This is a genomic window from Paenibacillus sp. P3E (assembly GCF_001909045.1).
In the GTDB taxonomy this organism is placed as follows: Bacteria; Bacillota; Bacilli; order Paenibacillales; family Paenibacillaceae; genus Paenibacillus_AQ; species Paenibacillus_AQ helianthi.
The window spans coordinates 52,070-68,723 of sequence record NZ_LVWH01000168.1 but is presented as its reverse complement, the minus strand read 5'-3'; the positions used below and the strand labels follow the sequence as shown (position 1 = coordinate 68,723).

General features: G+C 50.7%; 13 protein-coding genes. 3 read left to right on the top strand and 10 right to left on the bottom strand.

Annotated elements, in window-relative coordinates:
* From A3842_RS16660 to A3842_RS16640, 5 genes are all read right to left on the bottom strand, one after another.
* The coding region (locus tag A3842_RS16660; protein ID WP_074102122.1) for a transposase at nucleotides 1–226 on the bottom strand (226 nt) is incomplete at its 3' end.
* A 339-nt stretch (nucleotides 227–565) separates the two neighbouring features.
* Nucleotides 566–1,570, bottom strand: a complete 1,005-nt coding sequence (gene mgrA, locus A3842_RS16655; RefSeq protein ID WP_074102121.1) for an L-glyceraldehyde 3-phosphate reductase — start codon at nucleotides 1,568–1,570, stop codon at nucleotides 566–568.
* 229 nt (nucleotides 1,571–1,799) lie between these two features.
* Nucleotides 1,800–2,537 carry an NAD-dependent protein deacylase gene (locus A3842_RS16650; RefSeq protein WP_074102120.1) on the bottom strand — a complete coding sequence of 246 codons (738 nt, stop codon included), beginning with the start codon at nucleotides 2,535–2,537 and terminating at the stop codon, nucleotides 1,800–1,802.
* A 30-nt stretch (nucleotides 2,538–2,567) separates the two neighbouring features.
* Nucleotides 2,568–3,338, bottom strand: coding sequence for an HAD family hydrolase (locus tag A3842_RS16645; RefSeq protein ID WP_074102119.1), 771 nt, complete (start codon nucleotides 3,336–3,338; stop codon nucleotides 2,568–2,570).
* Between the two features lie 33 nt (nucleotides 3,339–3,371).
* The gene (locus A3842_RS16640) at nucleotides 3,372–4,112 is read right to left on the bottom strand and encodes an alpha/beta hydrolase (protein WP_074102118.1); all 741 of its coding nucleotides are present in this window, start codon (nucleotides 4,110–4,112) and stop codon (nucleotides 3,372–3,374) included.
* A 205-nt stretch (nucleotides 4,113–4,317) separates the two neighbouring features.
* Here A3842_RS16640 and A3842_RS16635 point away from each other — a divergent pair, with 205 nt between their 5' ends.
* The gene (locus A3842_RS16635; protein ID WP_074102117.1) at nucleotides 4,318–5,358 is read left to right on the top strand and encodes an acyltransferase family protein; all 1,041 of its coding nucleotides are present in this window, start codon (nucleotides 4,318–4,320) and stop codon (nucleotides 5,356–5,358) included.
* A gap of 302 nt (nucleotides 5,359–5,660) precedes the next feature.
* A complete protein-coding gene (ilvD, locus tag A3842_RS16630) occupies nucleotides 5,661–7,346 on the top strand; it encodes a dihydroxy-acid dehydratase (RefSeq protein WP_074084697.1) in 1,686 nt (561 codons plus the stop codon).
* Between the two features lie 359 nt (nucleotides 7,347–7,705).
* Here ilvD and A3842_RS16625 read toward each other — a convergent pair whose 3' ends face one another.
* From A3842_RS16625 to A3842_RS16610, 4 genes are all read right to left on the bottom strand, one after another.
* Nucleotides 7,706–8,800 carry a GerAB/ArcD/ProY family transporter gene (locus A3842_RS16625; protein WP_074084698.1) on the bottom strand — a complete coding sequence of 365 codons (1,095 nt, stop codon included), beginning with the start codon at nucleotides 8,798–8,800 and terminating at the stop codon, nucleotides 7,706–7,708.
* A 37-nt stretch (nucleotides 8,801–8,837) separates the two neighbouring features.
* Nucleotides 8,838–10,055 carry a Ger(x)C family spore germination protein gene (locus A3842_RS16620; RefSeq protein WP_256701729.1) on the bottom strand — a complete coding sequence of 406 codons (1,218 nt, stop codon included), beginning with the start codon at nucleotides 10,053–10,055 and terminating at the stop codon, nucleotides 8,838–8,840.
* A gap of 14 nt (nucleotides 10,056–10,069) precedes the next feature.
* The gene (locus tag A3842_RS16615; RefSeq protein WP_074102116.1) at nucleotides 10,070–11,698 is read right to left on the bottom strand and encodes a spore germination protein; all 1,629 of its coding nucleotides are present in this window, start codon (nucleotides 11,696–11,698) and stop codon (nucleotides 10,070–10,072) included.
* A gap of 173 nt (nucleotides 11,699–11,871) precedes the next feature.
* Nucleotides 11,872–13,251: a polysaccharide deacetylase family protein gene (locus A3842_RS16610; protein ID WP_074084701.1), complete on the bottom strand. Its 1,380-nt coding sequence runs from the start codon at nucleotides 13,249–13,251 to the stop codon at nucleotides 11,872–11,874.
* 243 nt (nucleotides 13,252–13,494) lie between these two features.
* On the opposite strand from A3842_RS16610, the gene A3842_RS16605 reads away from it, so the two are divergent.
* The gene (locus tag A3842_RS16605; RefSeq protein ID WP_074084702.1) at nucleotides 13,495–14,694 is read left to right on the top strand and encodes an AI-2E family transporter; all 1,200 of its coding nucleotides are present in this window, start codon (nucleotides 13,495–13,497) and stop codon (nucleotides 14,692–14,694) included.
* On the opposite strand, the gene A3842_RS16600 is transcribed toward A3842_RS16605, so the two are convergent.
* Nucleotides 14,655–16,451, bottom strand: a complete 1,797-nt coding sequence (locus A3842_RS16600; RefSeq protein WP_256701728.1) for a peptidoglycan D,D-transpeptidase FtsI family protein — start codon at nucleotides 16,449–16,451, stop codon at nucleotides 14,655–14,657. The genes A3842_RS16605 and A3842_RS16600 overlap by 40 nt on opposite strands.
* Nucleotides 16,452–16,654 lie beyond the last annotated feature (203 nt).

Sequence of the window (16,654 nt, the reverse complement as noted above, 5' to 3'; positions counted from 1 at the left end):
ATTCTTTTTCTTGTTCCGCCAGCCGCTGCTCCAGTTCGCGAACCTTTTCCGCACTGTTTACAGGTTCATTGCCGAACTCCCGATACTTCGCCAGCCAGTTATGCAGCACACCAGGGGAGATGCCCAGCTCCTCCCCAATCTCCACCACCGTCTTCGTCTGTTCCTGAATATACTTGACGGCTTCTCTTTTAAACTTTTCATTGTACCGTTGCCGTTGTTCACCCATGTGAACACCTCCTCGTTAAGTTCATTATTCATGCTCTCTTAACGGGTGTCCACTTTTTATTCTACTTGCATTTGTACACCTATTTTGAGCCAAATGAGGATAATTACCTGATATGGAGCAGATTAGGTCTACTTATTCCCACTATTGCCGCTTGAATGGCCAAATGTCTCGAATCAGGTCTACTTTTTCCACTTCCCCCACGGATCTTCTTCCATCAGCACTATTCTGAGACGGCACTCCGCAGCAAGTGCCTCTCATCGGATTGCAGCAAAAGCCCGTTTCCGGTCAGGAAGCGGGCTTTTGCTATGTGAGTGCAGATGATTATAAAAGCGGCTGTTCTCAGGACTCGCTGTCCGTCTTCAGGATCGTTTCGATCCGGTCCAGCTCCTCTTGTGAGAACTCGCCATGCGATAATGCGGCAATGTTCTCCTCGATCTGGCTGACCCGGCTTGCGCCGATCAGCGCGGAAGTGACTCTCCCGCCGCGTAGGGTCCAGAGTAGTGCGAATTGCGCCAGGGACAGGCCGCGCGAGACGGCAAGCTGATTGAGCGCGTGGATCTTGCGAAGCACTTCGGGTGTAATCCGGCTTTCGTTCAGAAATACGGACGGGCCTGCTGCCCGAGAATCATCGGGAATGCCGTTCAGATATTTATTGGTTAAAAGGCCTTGTGCGAGCGGGGTGAAGGCGATGCTGCCGACGCCGTGCTCCTCCAGCACGTCCTGGAGGCCGCCTTCGATCCAGCGGTCAAGCATGGAATAACGGGGCTGATGGATCATCAGCGGTGTGCCAAGGTTTTTCAGAATACGTACGGCCTCCACGGTCTGCTCCGCTGTGTAGTTGGACAACCCCACATACAGCGCTTTGCCGGAACGGACAGCAGTATCCAGTGCCCCCATCGTTTCTTCCATCGGCGTCTCCGGGTCAGGACGGTGCGAATAAAATATATCCACATAATCCAGCCCCAGCCGTTTCAGGCTCTGATCGAGGCTCGCCAGCATATACTTGCGTGAACCCCAGTCCCCATAAGGACCCGGCCACATATAATACCCCGCCTTGGTTGAAATAATCAACTCATCACGGTAGGGTGCCAGATCGCGGGCGAGCACCCTGCCAAACATCTCCTCCGCAGACCCCGCAGGCGGGCCGTAGTTATTGGCCAGATCAAAATGGGTAATTCCAAGATCGAACGAACGGGTGATCATGTCCCGGCCATTCTCATAGGCATTGATCCCCCCGAAGTTATGCCAGAGTCCCAGTGAGATTGCCGGAAGCTTGAGGCCGCTTTTGCCTGTACGGTTATAACGCATCCCTTCATACCGTTCGTCGCTAGCCACATATACCATTATCCATCCCTGCCTCTCGTTTCGCTGATGTCGCGCAATACAAGATGAACTTGAGAATGGATAACGATCATTGCGGAATCGCCTTAAATAATAAGGCATTCCTCCGCAATGATAGGCCCAGCATTCTCAAGTTCACGTTCTATACCCTATTTTAAACCTCCCGGGATCAATGTAATCTCCCAGGATCAGGCAGCATGTATTACAGCGACCGTATGGCGTTTGCTGAGAGCTACAGCAACTTCTGTATTCTGCCCATCACTTCGCCGATACGATCCGTCAAGATCAGGTCTGCCTTATGATCATACGGGGTCGGCTCTCCGTTCAGAAGCACTGTGTGCCGGCCACGGAAATAAGTAATCAGGCTGGCAGCCGGCTGCACAGTAAGCGAAGTACCTCCGATGATAATCATGTCTGCAGCCGCGATGGCCGCGACAGATTCCATAAGGACATCATGATCGAGCTCCTCTTCATAGAGCACCACATCCGGCTTGATAATCCCGCCGCAGGCCGGGCAGCTCGGAACGATGTCCTTTATTGCAAGCACCTGATCCAGCCCATACGGAAGCGAGCAATCCATGCAATGGTTGCGGTGAATGGAACCATGCAGCTCCAGCACGCGCCGGCTTCCGGCAAGCTGATGCAGGCCGTCGATGTTTTGCGTGATAACGGCCTTAAGCTTGCCGCCGCGCTCCAGTTCCGCCAGCAGCAGATGCGCACCATTCGGCTTCGCTTCGGGATGAATCATTTTACTGCGGTAGAAGTCAAAAAATATGTCAGGTGAGGACATGAAAAAGCTGCGGCTCAGCATCACCTCCGGCGGATAAGGCGAATTATGCTGCTCCCTATACAGACCTGCCGCCGAGCGGAAGTCCGGAATCCCGCTTTCCGTGGATGTGCCGGCGCCTCCAAAAAAAACGATGTTGCCGCTGTCCTTGATCCAGGAAACCAGTGTCTGCAATGAATCCATAAGTCTGCACGCATCCTTTCTATATATAGCTCAGATTGTGAGGCGAAGCTGATGAAAACCAGAGATAACAGTATCCGCATCCAGTAAATGGGCGGTGCTCCCGGCTGGGGATATGCCAACGGACAGCCGCAGGCCTGCGCCTTTGCCGAGCTGCATGTCGGCATTGCTGTCGCCGATAATAACCGTCTCTGCAGGTCTGAGGCCCAGCTCCCGGCAGGCAGTCTCCGCCATTTCAGGCGCAGGCTTGCCGTGGGTCACACGGTCTCTCGTAACCACAGTGTCAAAATAACCCGTAATCCCCATCCATTCCAGCTGCTCCCCGGTGGTAGAAGAACCGTCGGAGGTGACTACGCCAAGCTTCAATGAAGCTGCCGCACATTGCTGCAGAAAAGGCAGCAGATCGGGCAACGGCTGTGCCGACTTGCGGCGGCGCAGCTCGTTCATCGCTTCCTTGCCGATGGCCGTTATACGGGCCAGGGCTTCATTCCAAGGAACTCCTGCTGAATAGAGCTGCCAGGCCAGAATGCCGCCCGTCTCCTCTGCGGTAGCCATGGACAGCGGTCCGGCAGGGTCATAGCCGATCACTTTCCCCGCGGCGTCATGGACCGTGCCCAGCACCTTGGCGATGCCTGAGCCCAGGCGGTTTTCTTTTCCAATAAGTGCGAGTTGATTCTCCAGTCCTTCCAGCATCAGGTTAGCCCAGGTTCCCCAGGTAGCGAGTAGATCAAGCAGAGTGCCATCCTTATCGAACAATATACCCTTGCAGGGTACAGCTAACTCATTTACATGCAGTACGGCCATTCTTCGGCTCCTTTCCTGTGGACAGGATATGGGTTAACGCAGATTGCCGAGCCAATCCAGCACTGACCGTGCGGTAAGCGTCTGCTGCTCATCCTCTGAGATGGTTGCTTCCCCGTCACCCTTCTGCTTGCCATAGCTTCCGAACTGGGCATGATTCCCGCCTTTGACCGAATAATATACGGTATTGCTTGGCAGATAGGAACGTCCTTTATTGTAGCTAGCCTGATCAACCACTTGATCCTCGGTGCCCAGAACCGACAAAACGGATAAAGTTGTATCTTTCAGACTGCCTTTCTCATCCGGATAGGAGGCCAGAAAATACACGCCCTTCAACTGGTCTGCATGCTCTGCCGCAAAACGTGAAGCCATAACCCCGCCCAGCGAATGGCCGCCCAGCACAAATGACAGCTTCGGATGCACTCGGATGATCTCTTCGGCGGCATCGCTTTTGATCACTGCGAGATTCAGCGGCATTTTGGCGATGTAGAAGGGATGCCCCGCAGCGGCGATTTTTTGGGCCAGGGGAGCATAAGCCTCCGCTTTAACCAGCGCACCCGGATAGAAAATCACAGCCGTTCCGAACGTGACGGAAGGCTCAAACGAAATCCAGTTATCATTTTGCTCCACGCTGACACCACCTGCGGAGATCAGTGCATTCTCAGCCCTTATTCCCGGTGTGTAAGGTGTCAGATATCTCCATACCCAAAAACCCGCCGCAACCAGAATGATAAGAATCCCCAAAAGAACGCGGCGCTTGGTTATTTTTTTTCTCAATGGTGTTCACTCCCGATTACTGCATACAGAAAATTATAGAGGAATCAATGAAATCAAACAACCTTCAAGACATCGCCACAATTATCCGCTATGATAGCGCTTACTATAGGTAGTATTGTGATGTATTTCACAATTGTTTTTACAGAAATCTTGTATTTTAAAATTAAAGTAATTTGCTAAACGCAACCAAATTGGAGGTTAGTTCATGGCAGGGGAAAGCTCGCTCGCAGCACGCGGAGAAACCTTTTTTCTCAACTTGCGCTTCATGCTTATTGTCACCGTATTTGCCGGCAATGCGATTGAGCCTCTGATTGGCACCCTTAGCGGAATGCACAGCCTGTATTTGTGGATTTTCAGCTTCCATATGCCGCTGTTCGTACTCGTAACAGGCTATTTTGCCGGAAAAAGCCTCACTGGAGCCGCTGGCCGCAAGGTTCTGCTTCAGATTGGACTACAATACCTTATTTTTCAGACTCTGTATTCAGCGCTGGACGTTTCCGTCTTCCGCGTATCCAATATTCACCACTCCTTCTTCGCTCCTTATCTGCTGCTATGGTTCCTGGCCAGTCATGCCTGCTGGCGCCTCCTGATGCTCGGCATGGGCAGATGGAGCAAAGCCGCACAAATCATTTTCGCTGTTACTGCTGGTGTCGCGGTCGGCTATTTGCAGCTAGACGGTGTCTGGTTCAGCATCAGCCGTACCTTTGTCTATCTGCCGTTTTTCGTCATCGGCTATCATTTCTCCTTCGAGGCGCTAACCCGGATCTATACCAAAACTGTCAAAATCGCTTCCGCTGCCGCATCAGTACTGCTGCTCCTGATTCTAGGCATGCTCGGTTCAAAACTCCCCCTGGGCTGGCTGTACGGCAGCATGACCTATATGCAGCTTGATGCTCCTGAATGGTATGCGGGAGTGTACCGGCTGGGAGTGTACGCACTGCAGCTTGCCGCTTCCCTCGCTTTTCTGGGATGGGTGCCTTACCAGCTGAGCCGGATAACGGACTGGGGCCGCCGCACCCTCTATGTCTTCCTGCTGCACGGTTTTGTGGTCCGCCTTGCTGCCGTGTCAGGGATTTACACGTATCTTGGCAATGCCGCCGGAGCTTCGGTCCTGCTGCTCTGTGCTGTCTCCTTCACGGTTCTTCTGGCCCAGCCAGCAGTCAAACGCGTGCTTCATCCCCTGGTCGAGCCTTCTGTAGACTGGATGATTACCCTGCAGCGTGCGGCCCTGCGCCGGTCACTGTAACATAATTCCAAATAAGCCTTTCCCCTCCGGGATGGGCTTTTTTTCACGTCCTGCAAGGGGGTCTCCTCTCGACAAACTTCACATTGTCCGGTAGAAAAATGAGGTCTTTTGTGATAGACTCTCTAATAACGTTCGTATTATATCCGCTGATATTTTATAGAAACGGCTTCGCCCTCCTTCTGTTTCCGCAAGAAGCTGGACCCCGTTCCTTCTATAAACCGCAGATACGCAGCTTTTGGGATTGTAATGCGTTAATGCGACACTATATCCGGTTTACATTTAATTAGGAGGGGAATATCATCATGGCAGACAAGAAAATGCGTTCAGACATGATCAAAAAGGGCTTTGACCGCGCTCCGCACCGTAGTCTTCTGCGGGCAGCAGGCGTAAAAGAGGAGGATTTTGGCAAGCCGTTTATCGCGGTCTGCAACTCCTATATCGATATCGTTCCCGGCCACGTGCATTTGCAGGAATTCGGCAAAATCGTCAAGGAAGCCATCCGTGAAGCCGGCGGCGTTCCATTTGAATTCAACACAATCGGCGTCGATGACGGTATCGCCATGGGGCATATCGGGATGCGTTATTCCCTGCCAAGCCGCGAGATCATTGCCGATTCTCTGGAAACTGTCGTTTCCGCACACTGGTTCGACGGCATGGTCTGCATCCCCAACTGTGATAAAATCACCCCGGGCATGATGATGGGCGCCCTGCGCGTGAATATCCCGACCATCTTTGTCAGTGGCGGGCCAATGAAGGCTGGTGTAGACAGCAAGGGCAAAAAGCTCTCACTCACATCCGTATTTGAAGGCGTCGGCGCTCACCAGGTCGGCAAAATCAACGATGCTGAGCTGCTTGAACTTGAACAATACGGCTGTCCGACCTGCGGCTCCTGTTCCGGGATGTTTACAGCGAACTCCATGAACTGTCTGGCTGAAGCGATGGGCCTCGCCCTTCCGGGTAACGGCACTATCCTCGCCGTAGCAGAAGAACGCAGAGCCTTCGTACGCAAATCAGCGACTCAGCTGATGGAGCTGATCAAGCTGGATCTGAAACCTCGCGATATCGTAACTAAGGAATCACTCGACAATGCCTTTGCACTGGATATGGCGATGGGCGGTTCCACCAATACTGTGCTTCACACGCTGGCACTCGCTCAGGAAGCTGAAATTGATTATCCGCTGGAACGCATCAATGAAGTTGCCAACCGCGTCCCTTACCTGGCCAAGCTGGCTCCGGCATCCGATATCTTCATCGAGGATGTGGACCGGGCAGGCGGCGTAAGCGCCGTGCTGAACGAGCTGCTCAAGAAACCGGGGGCAATCTTTGGGGATTGCATGACGGTTACCGGCAAAACACTGGCTGAAAATGTCACAGGGCATGAGATCCAGGATACGAGTGTTATTCATACGCTGGACAATCCTTATTCCGTAGTAGGCGGTCTGTCTGTCCTCTACGGCAACCTTGCTCCTGAAGGCTCGATCATCAAAGTCGGTGCTGTAGATGCTTCTGTTGGCGGCTACCATAAAGGTCCCGCCATCTGCTTCGATTCACAGGAAGAGGCGCTGGAAGGTATCGCCAACGGTAAGGTCAAGGAAGGGCATGTGGTTGTTATCCGTTATGAAGGTCCTAAGGGAGGACCAGGCATGCCGGAAATGCTCGCTCCAACCTCGCAGATCGTCGGTATGGGTCTTGGCGCTAAGGTAGGCCTGATCACCGATGGCCGCTTCTCAGGCGCTTCACGCGGAATCAGCATCGGGCATATCTCGCCGGAAGCCGCTGAAGGCGGACCGATTGCCTTTGTCGAGGACGGCGACATCATCGAGCTTGACCTCAACAACCGCAAGATCGAGCTGCTGGTTGATGAAGAAGTACTGGCTATCCGCCGCACCGGCTGGAAAGGCTTTGAGCCGAAGGTGAAAACCGGTTATCTGGCCCGCTACTCCAAGCTGGTTACCAATGCCAGCAAGGGCGGCGTGCTGAAGATTTAATATTGTTCTAAAGGATAGCGTACTATAAAACCAGGCTGTCTCATAAGTGGATACTCCTACAACAGAGACAGCGACTTATTCACTTGTAAGAGTAAAAAGGCAGAAAAACAGCGATCCTCCGGTTATCGGAGGATCGCTGTTTTGCGTTTTTGGTCATTTGCGGCTTGCTTCATTAGATTGTGGGCAAGTGAAAGGTACATATCCCGCTTAAACAGCGGAGAGAACGAAATGATTGTGGAAAAGCGGTAGCGGTCGCCTTGGTCTCCGGATTTTCACCGCTAAGGGGAATGAAAAAAATCTGGAGAGCACAGCGATTGGAACAACGTTTCGTTCGGGGAGCGTACACCCAAGTGCTCACGTTAATCCTGCTTTGTCCGCTTTCTGATAAGGATGATGATAAGCAGCAACAAGGGTAGAAGGATCTGAAAAACTGGAAAAACATAATTCAGGACAATTCTTCGGCCTGTAACGATATGATGGGTATAGTTTGGAGATAAGAAGGCCAATCCGAAAGTCAGAATGGCTACCGGGGCCACCCACTTTTTATAAGAAATACCCGTTATTTTTTCGAGTCCGATTACGGCACCATTAAAAAAAGCTCCCATCTTCACACCTAATCCAAGAAAAAGCAGTAAGGTAAATAGAGCGTCCAGCCGCTCAAATACTTCTGCCAAGTCAATCAATTGAACGGTCTCCAGAAGTGGCAAAGTGCTGTATAGTGCAATCTTTGGACCCAAAACAAAAATGTTCAATTGATTAATGAATGTTAGTGAGAGTGCCGTAAGCACATAACTGATAATCACAGCTCTGTTGAGTCCTTTTCCTGTGCGGGCATAGGGATAAAACACAAGAAATAATACAGTTTGTCCGAACGGAAAAGAGACAATCTCCGGTAAAGCCGCATTTAGCACGGGCTTCCACCCGGATTCCAAAACTGGAAACATAAATTCAAAGTGGAAGAGGCCCGTGACAGGAATCAGAATACTGATTAGGGCATAACTAACTAACACAATAGGAAAAAAAATGACACACATCAGGAACATTACTCTATATCCATAACGGATCGAATTGGATACAACAAGGATGACGATCAGCATAATAATCCACAGTGATGTCTGGTTTAACAATGTCATTACAGTGATTTCGCCAAAATCGCGTAAATTCCGTGAAGCTTCATACGAGAAATAGCCCACAAACAAAAGATTTATGAATGTCCCGAGATACTTCCCCATATAACGCCGAAACAATAAAAATAGATCTAGAAGAGGTTCCTGATGATGAATACTTAAATGCATCAGGAGTACAAATAGGCCGGCTAATGCCCCTACCAGCATGGCTAACCAGGCGTCCTGCTTAGCTTCCCCTCCAATAAAAAATAAAGTTGTACTGCCTACCTCGAATAATGAAATACATATAGCCAGCTCTGATAGCCGAATTGAGTTGCGTTGGCTCATTTATTTCATCTCCTGTTTAGGGGTGTAATCATTAATCCTATTCGGATTCGAGTAACCGGCTAAATGAACTTTGAAATAAACCCGGCCGTTTCAGGTTCACTTTTACATCGATGTCAATGTCCATGTTTGCTATTTCTCCGGGCCAATCTTTTTTTAATCTTTTCCAGTCCTTAGGGGATTTACGGTGGATTTTATTGCCTATTCCTACAAGGTCGATTTTTAAGTGCTGTACAGCTTTCCAGCCTTCCAGGATTTGCGAGCGGATGATCTCTTCTGCCCGCTGCTCCAGCTTGCCTATACTTTGCGTTTTTAAAAGATCTTCATGGGTTGTGGTCTCCAAAAACTCACCTACAACCACTTTAGCCTTAACTTTTAATGTATAATGCAGGGCTCCTTTTACTGGAGTAACTTTAACCTTAGCGTTACGAACCAGGAATGCGGACACATCGGTAGCATCCTTACTGTTATAGCTTATTGTGGTTAAATGGATATGATTGGTCAGCCAGGAGATTCCCAAACTCTCGTTTTGGTCCAGAGTTCCAACCATTTTTGCTTTGTGGAAGACGCTTAACCCGGAAATTTCTAAGTTGCTGCTGGTAGAGGTCTTTTGAAATACACTTGCTGACTCCAAACTTGAGCTGTCAGTGCCCTTAATGGATATTTGTGGAACTCCGGCGGCAGCGCTGTCCGAGCTGATGCCGAGCGCTAATTCGTGTACGGATACCGAAGGATAATATGAACTTAATTGCTTATTTTTTTCCAGTATTTTGGATAACGCTCTGCCGGGAAGCTTCTCCGGGGGAATCAGCTTATTCAAGTAATCTCTGGCTACGCCGTTGGCTATTAAGACTTTAACGGTTTCCCGCGCGTCCGGATTCCGATAATACGTGTCTAGAATTTCTTCAATTCCGGTTTCTGCTGCTTCTTTGCCAATAATAAGAATATTAGTATGTGCAAAATACAGCTTACGCGGATTTTCCCGGCTGCTGGACGCTAAAGCTTCTCTGATGGTTTTGCCATGTGCAGAGAAGGTATGCACAGCAGCTTGAGATCCGGCCCCGCCGGATGATCCGCCTGCACCGGAAGACATTGCCGGTGGAATGATGACCTGGTAAGTAATGGTCCAGTCCCCCTGATGTCCATCAAATCCCGTTGCTGTTGTGATGCCTAATTCGTTCATTTCAATACGGTTTCCGCACCCCGCAAGCATTAGACCTGTAACCAGCAAAATGGCAATTACCCGGCATCGGTGCACATACATCTCCTCCTTTACGCATGGGGTTCAGGCTCGTCTGAGTTGCGGACAATATTATTCGAACCGACAGGATATTGATGAGAAGCCTGTCTTTTTTTATTCGTTCCTGATTTTAAATTAGGTCTTGTTTTCATTGCCCACCAGGGTGCCCTAATAATTAGATCCTTCATATTTGACTTGTAAAATGGACTGTATGGCAATAGATAGTCAATACCAACCGACTTAAGAGAGAGCAGATGAGCTAAAATAGGAACAACCCCTGCCATGATCCCGAATAAACCGAGAGTTCCTGCCAGCAGCATGAGAATAAAGCGCAATAATCGTACAGCAGTTGCCATACTGAAATATGGAATGACAAAGTTGGATATCGCCGTAAAGGAAACAACGATTACCATTGCTCCCGAGACCAGACCTGCTTCCACAGCCGCTTGCCCAATAACCAGAGCTCCTACTATGGATATAGCAGGACCAATCGCACGGGGCATCCGGACGCCTGCTTCACGAATCACTTCAAAAGTTAATTCCATCAGCAATGCTTCCAGCAGTGCTGGAAATGGGACCCCTTCCCGTTGTGCAGCCAGAGTTACTAACAGGATCGTAGGAATCATTTCTTGATGGAACGTTGTCAAAGCAATGAATAAGGAAGGAAGCAGCAAGGATACCAGGAACGATATCAATCGGATCACACGTAAAAAAGAAGAAATATCGTAGCGCTGGTAATAGTCCTCCGCTGTCTGGAAAAAGTTATAAAAAGTTACCGGGGCGATTAATGCGAATGGTGTCCCATCCACCAAAATAGCTACTTGTCCATCTAAAAGACTTCCGGCAACGGTGTCCGGGCGTTCTGAATTTAGCATTGTGGGAAAGGGAGTGAGCGCCGCATCTTGAATGAATTCTTCGATATAGCCGCTTTCAAGGATACTATCGGTATCAATGGTCTGAAGCCGTTTAGTGATCTCCTGAACCACACCGAGATCGGCAATTCCTTCTATGTAGGTTACAATTACAGCGGTTTGTGAATATTGTCCGATAATATGGCTGTCAAACTTAAGATCAGGTGTCCGCAGTTTTCTTCTAATCAGAGTAATATTGGTTGAGATATCCTCTGTAAACCCCTCTTTCGGCCCCCGGACCACACCTTGTGAAGTGGGTTCCTCCACGGCCCTTCTTACCCCGCCGGCAATGGAAACGGCCAGAGCAGATTGTAACCCGTCTATTACAATGACGGCATTGCCTGTAAGGACAGCTTGATAGATCTGATTTAGCGAATCAATGATTTGAATATTTCCTGCAGGCAGCGTCTTTTTTAATAAAGAAGCAGCAAGATACTCTTCTAACCGGTTAGAGGGTGTGTGTGCAGTTTCTTTAACTAAACTTTCAATAAGATCGGATAACAGACCTGGATCAATTAGCCCTTCAATATAACAAATAGCAAGAGGTCCGGTATGCTCAGGATCAGGATCACCGGAAAAGTCCCGGATGGTAAAGTCAGGGCTTTGACCCAGTCTCTTTTTAAGAGTGCTTAGGGTACTGGCTAATGATGTATTTATAGGCTCATTCAAGGCCTGATGTTTGGACTTCTCCACATCTTGGCTGGAACCTTTCGCTGGCTTCAATACACTTTTAATCCAGTCTTTTAGCATAACTAGCCTCCTCCCCTGTGTATACTATTTGCGGTGATTCGCCATTGTATGCATAGCAGGACATCCATAAACAAACCGCTAGGCTGACAGAAACCCATGCAGAAACATCAAAAAGCCCCAGGACCCAAAGGCCACTGAAGCTTATAATTGCTATTTCATTATGTTACGAGTTGCTAATGTACGACCGTGGCTGCGGGAAGCTCGGCTTCCAGGGTCATCTCTTCTTCCCTTACCCGCTCACGCGGCTTGACTTGTTTCTGCGGACGCTGTTGATTCATCTGGTCCAGAAGCTGGGAGATGGGCATCAGCATCATTTTGGGAACCAGTACCTCGCTCCGTTCCTTAAGCCTTGCCCCTCCAGCAGGATGAATGACACTCAGCAGAATACTCAGGTAGAACTTGGTTGACCGGGCAAACCAGCCGTTTGGCAGATCCAGCACCATAAACCCGAATTTCTCCGGCCCGCGGTTAATCATACTTACACCGTACAGCGCTTTCGCTTCAGCGAGGTCCACATCTGCAGCAATCCGCTGCGCAAGCACCGGCATATCCTTCTCCATACGGCGGATCATACGGATCGCCAGCTGCGCCGAGGAACGGGAATGCATGCCGAGCTCGAATAACTGCCTGTTGTCGATATGGAGCTCAATCACCTTGTCGCCTTTACTTAGATGCTCCCCGCCTTCCATCTGCACGGGTTCACCCTGATATTTGCGTATGCGGTAATGCAGGAACGGATCTGCCGGAGAGAGGGTCTTCAGCCGGAACATTAGTTGGAAAAGGTGTTCCCATGCCAGCCACAAGCCGACAATCAGTCTTTTACCAAAAGAAATCCGCTGAATGGGAGAACTCTGCCCCCCCTTGATCATTTCGTCGATCCGAATACTGTGCAGCCCGCGCCGTTCCGCCTCCTGGAGCATCCGTTCCAGGGCAATCAGCATATGTTCAGGCGCTTTCAGATCCGCACCAAGCGTAGTACCGCAATCATGCAGCAGCATGACTTCGCCCGGATTCAGCTTGCTGATCAGCTTCTCCGTCAGCCGGTCCGCGCCAACCTTCTCTTTCCAATCACCGAACATGGCTGACCAGAGCACGATCTGCACCTGACGGCGCTTGGAAAAATCAAATAAATTGACGATTCCCCAGGGTGGACGGTAATAGGTGCTCCGTTCACCGGTAATGCTGTAAATGATATCGTCGGTGCGCTGGATTTGGCGTTTCACGGTAGGCGGACGCATGAGCCAGTTTGTCTTGTGCACGTAGTTATGAATCCCGATCAAATGCCCCTCCTCATGCATGCGCTTGATAATTTCCGGATTGCTCTCCGCATGGGAACCGACAACAAAAAAAGTAGCCTTAGCCCCGTAACGCTTCAACAAATCAAGCAAAACCGGGGTATACCGCGGGTCTGGCCCGTCATCAAAGGTAAGGGCAAATTCAGTACGGCCGGTCCCTTTGCGAAAGACACGATATCCAAAGATCCGGCTGATCATACCAGGGATAAATGCATAGAAGGATGAAATGTAAAATAACCAGAGCAGCAAAGTCTGCATATAAATTCCCCGCTTTTCCAGAGTTGACTTTGGCTCGCCTATACGTCTGCAAGCAGATTCTGTGATACGGCCAAGTAGAGTAAAGTATGACTCGCGGTTTTTAGGTAGGCAGAGTCCCACGAAAAAACGTTACCCCCTATTTTAACACAGGTATCAAAGAAATAGACGCTTTTTTGTTAAAATCGTGTACAATGAATTCAAGTTAAATTTGTAAATTTATCTAAAAAGGAGTCGTTTATACCTATGCTGCCTCTGTACAAAAAATATTGGCGCACCTTCTTCGACATCGGTCTGGTCGTACTGACAGTGTATCTTGTTATGTTGGCTTTCAGTATGCTTTACCGCTTAGCAGCGCCTGTATTCTTATCCTTTTTCGTATTTCTTCTGATCGAGCCGCTGGCCCGTTTCCTTAACCGCCGGGGAATTGCCAAATCGTTTGCCTCCGCCATTTCGGTGATCCTGTTCCTGATTGTACTGCTGGGCGTTTTGTTCGGCGCCGGACTTCTCATTACGATGCAAGCGTTACAGTTCCAGGATGATCTGCCCCGGTATACATATATAGTCCAGCAGCAGTTTGCTGAGACAACCACTTATTTGCAGCATAAGGTCGATGCGCTCCCGCCAGATCTTACTAACAAAATCAACGGTTATTTCAAAGAGGCCACCAATGTTCTTTCGGGCTGGCTGGTGATCTTCCTTAAATATATGATCGGAGTTCTTGGCTCCTTCTCGTCATTTATGGCTAATTTCGGCATTGCCATTATTTTAGCCTTCTTTCTCAGTATGGAAATTAAAGACTGGCGCAAAATCGCTCATGACAAAATGCCGAAGACTTTCAAGACTGCTTTCGCCTTTTTGCAGGGCAATGTCTTCAAAGCTATCGGCTCCTATCTCAAAGCTCAGCTGATTCTGATCAGCATTACTTTCGTGATTGTTCTGGTCGGACTCTTTATTCTTAGGAGCGGCAATGAAATCACCATGGCACTGGTCTGTGCCGTGTTCGATGTGCTTCCTTTGCTCGGGGTGTCAACGATTCTGATTCCCTGGATTGTATATCTGTTCATTGTCGGAAATACTTCGCTTGCCATTGGGCTGCTTGTACTGCTTGTAGTAGTGCTGATTGTGCGGCAGCTGCTGGAGCCCAAGATCACAGGTAATTCCATCGGTGTATCTTCGGCGTTCCTGATGCTGTCGTTCGTGATTCTGTCGAGCTCTCTCTTCGGATTTGCGGGCTTAATCCTCTCGCCGATCCTGCTCATTCTGCTCAAAGAGCTGTTACAGCAGGGCTATCTCCAAAGCTGGATCTTCCTGCCGCAGGAAGAGTTCATCGTCTCGCCATTTGCTGCCTCCGGTGAACCTTCGACACCGGGAGGAGCAGCGGTTTCAGGGGAAGGGGACGGAGCTCAGGCTCCCGTGGATTCCGACAGGAGCTCAAACACCTGACCGAACAGCCGGGTGGCCGCATGCGGACTCCCAGGAGCCAAATCCTCTACCAGAGCGGATACAGCATATCTGGGATGGCCGACCGGCCCATAACCGATGAACCATTGGTTATTGCGGGACACACCCTTCACCAATGTCTGAGCTGTCCCTGACTTGCCTGCTACGGGCCACTTCGTGCCCAGCAGGCTTTTGCCCGTTCCATCCGTTACAACCTTACGCATTAGGGACAGGAGCACCCGGGCTGTCGATGGGGAGATTCTGCCCTGCCGAACCGGAGACAGATGCGACGGCAGCTCCTGGAGCGTTTGCCCGTTGGCAAATGCCACCCGTTGCAGAATACGCGGTGCCCGCACTTCACCACCATGCAGCAGCGTGACTAACAGATTAGCTGCCTGCAGCGGTGTAACCCGGACATCCCGCTGGCCGATCGCTGTCTGTACCCTGGCCCCGCCGTCATCCGGCAGCAGGGTGGTGAAGATGCTGCCGGGCTGCTCTCCGGACAACGGACGGAGGAGCGGCAGGCCAAGCGTATTCTCCGCTTGCCAGCTGATATCCCTGCCCAGCCCCAGAGCAAGGGCTGCGGACTCCAGCTGCGCCCCGGTCAGGCGCTCAGCCAACGAAGCAAATACGGTATTGCAGGACACGGCGAACCCTTGCGCCAGGGTAAGGGAGCCGTGTCCTTCGCCTTTCCGGCAGGAGAGTCCGTATTTCCCGTAATGTCCTGAGCAATAAAACCTCTCTTCGGGAGAGGTTACTCCGGCCTCCAGTGCCGCAGCAGCTGTAACTATCTTGAAGATCGAGCCAGGCACCGCCGCCTGCAGCGCCCGGTTATTCCACTCTCCACCCTCAGGCGAGATGTGCCCCGGATTATAGAATGGGAATGACACCATGGCCTCAATATCCCCGTTTTTCGTATCCAGCACAACAACTGCGCCTTCCTTAATTCCGGATTTCATAACCAGCTTCTCAATGCCTTCCTGAAGCTGCTTATCTATTGTTGTATACAAAGACAATGGATAATACGGATTCCCCGGCGCCCTCACCTTCAGGGGACTACCCGGAAGACGGTTCCCCCGCGCATCCACCTGCGCATATACTTCGGTATGGCCCACCCCCTGCAGCAGGGGTTCAAGCGTCTTCTCCAGCCCGTCGGTTCCCGTCATTGGAACTCTCAGACCCGTTGTCGATTTCTCCAACTGAGCTGCCGAAGCTTCTGACATGTACCCCAGCCACTGGCGCCCAGTCTCTTCCCCTTCATACCTGCGGGCAAAGGGAAGCGCCCGCACACCGCCGATGGCAAGTGATTCCACAGCTTCAGCCTGTCCCGGGGTCAGCTCCAGCGGATTCTTGCCACTGCCGGACGGCCAGAGCAGCGGTTCTTTTAGCCCCTTGCGCCTTGCTTGAAGCTGCTCGTAGGTCACACCCAGTACAGTGGCAAGACGCTGCAACTGTTCCTTACCCGCCTCGCTGTCCGCCGCAGCTTCAGCCTCCTCCTGCGGAAAAAAAGCCGCAGTCCACACGGTTTCACCCGCCAGCGGCTGCCCACTGCGGTCATACAGACGGCCACGGCCGCTGTCCAGCACCATCTCCCGCTCGCTCTGAATGGCAGCCATTTGGGCCATAGTGTATTCCGCCCCCGGAACTTTACGGTCCTTAAGCAGCAGTTGGACCCATGCAAGCCTTAGAATCAACACCCCCAACAAAATACACAGGATGAGCGAACCCCAAATGATACGTTTATGAGCAAGCTTGTGCAAAGCCATTCCTCCTGATGTTTGTTGACTCACTAAGAACTTCATGGTATCTATTATGCCCACATGGCGGATATATTACCTGCAGCGGTCAAAAGGCTCCACCCACATCTCTCCTTTCGTAAGGACATTTCCATTCCGCTTCCTGCATGCAAAAATACGCCCCTTCCCAATTGGAAAGAGGCGAATTTTCCTTGAAATGTTCAGAT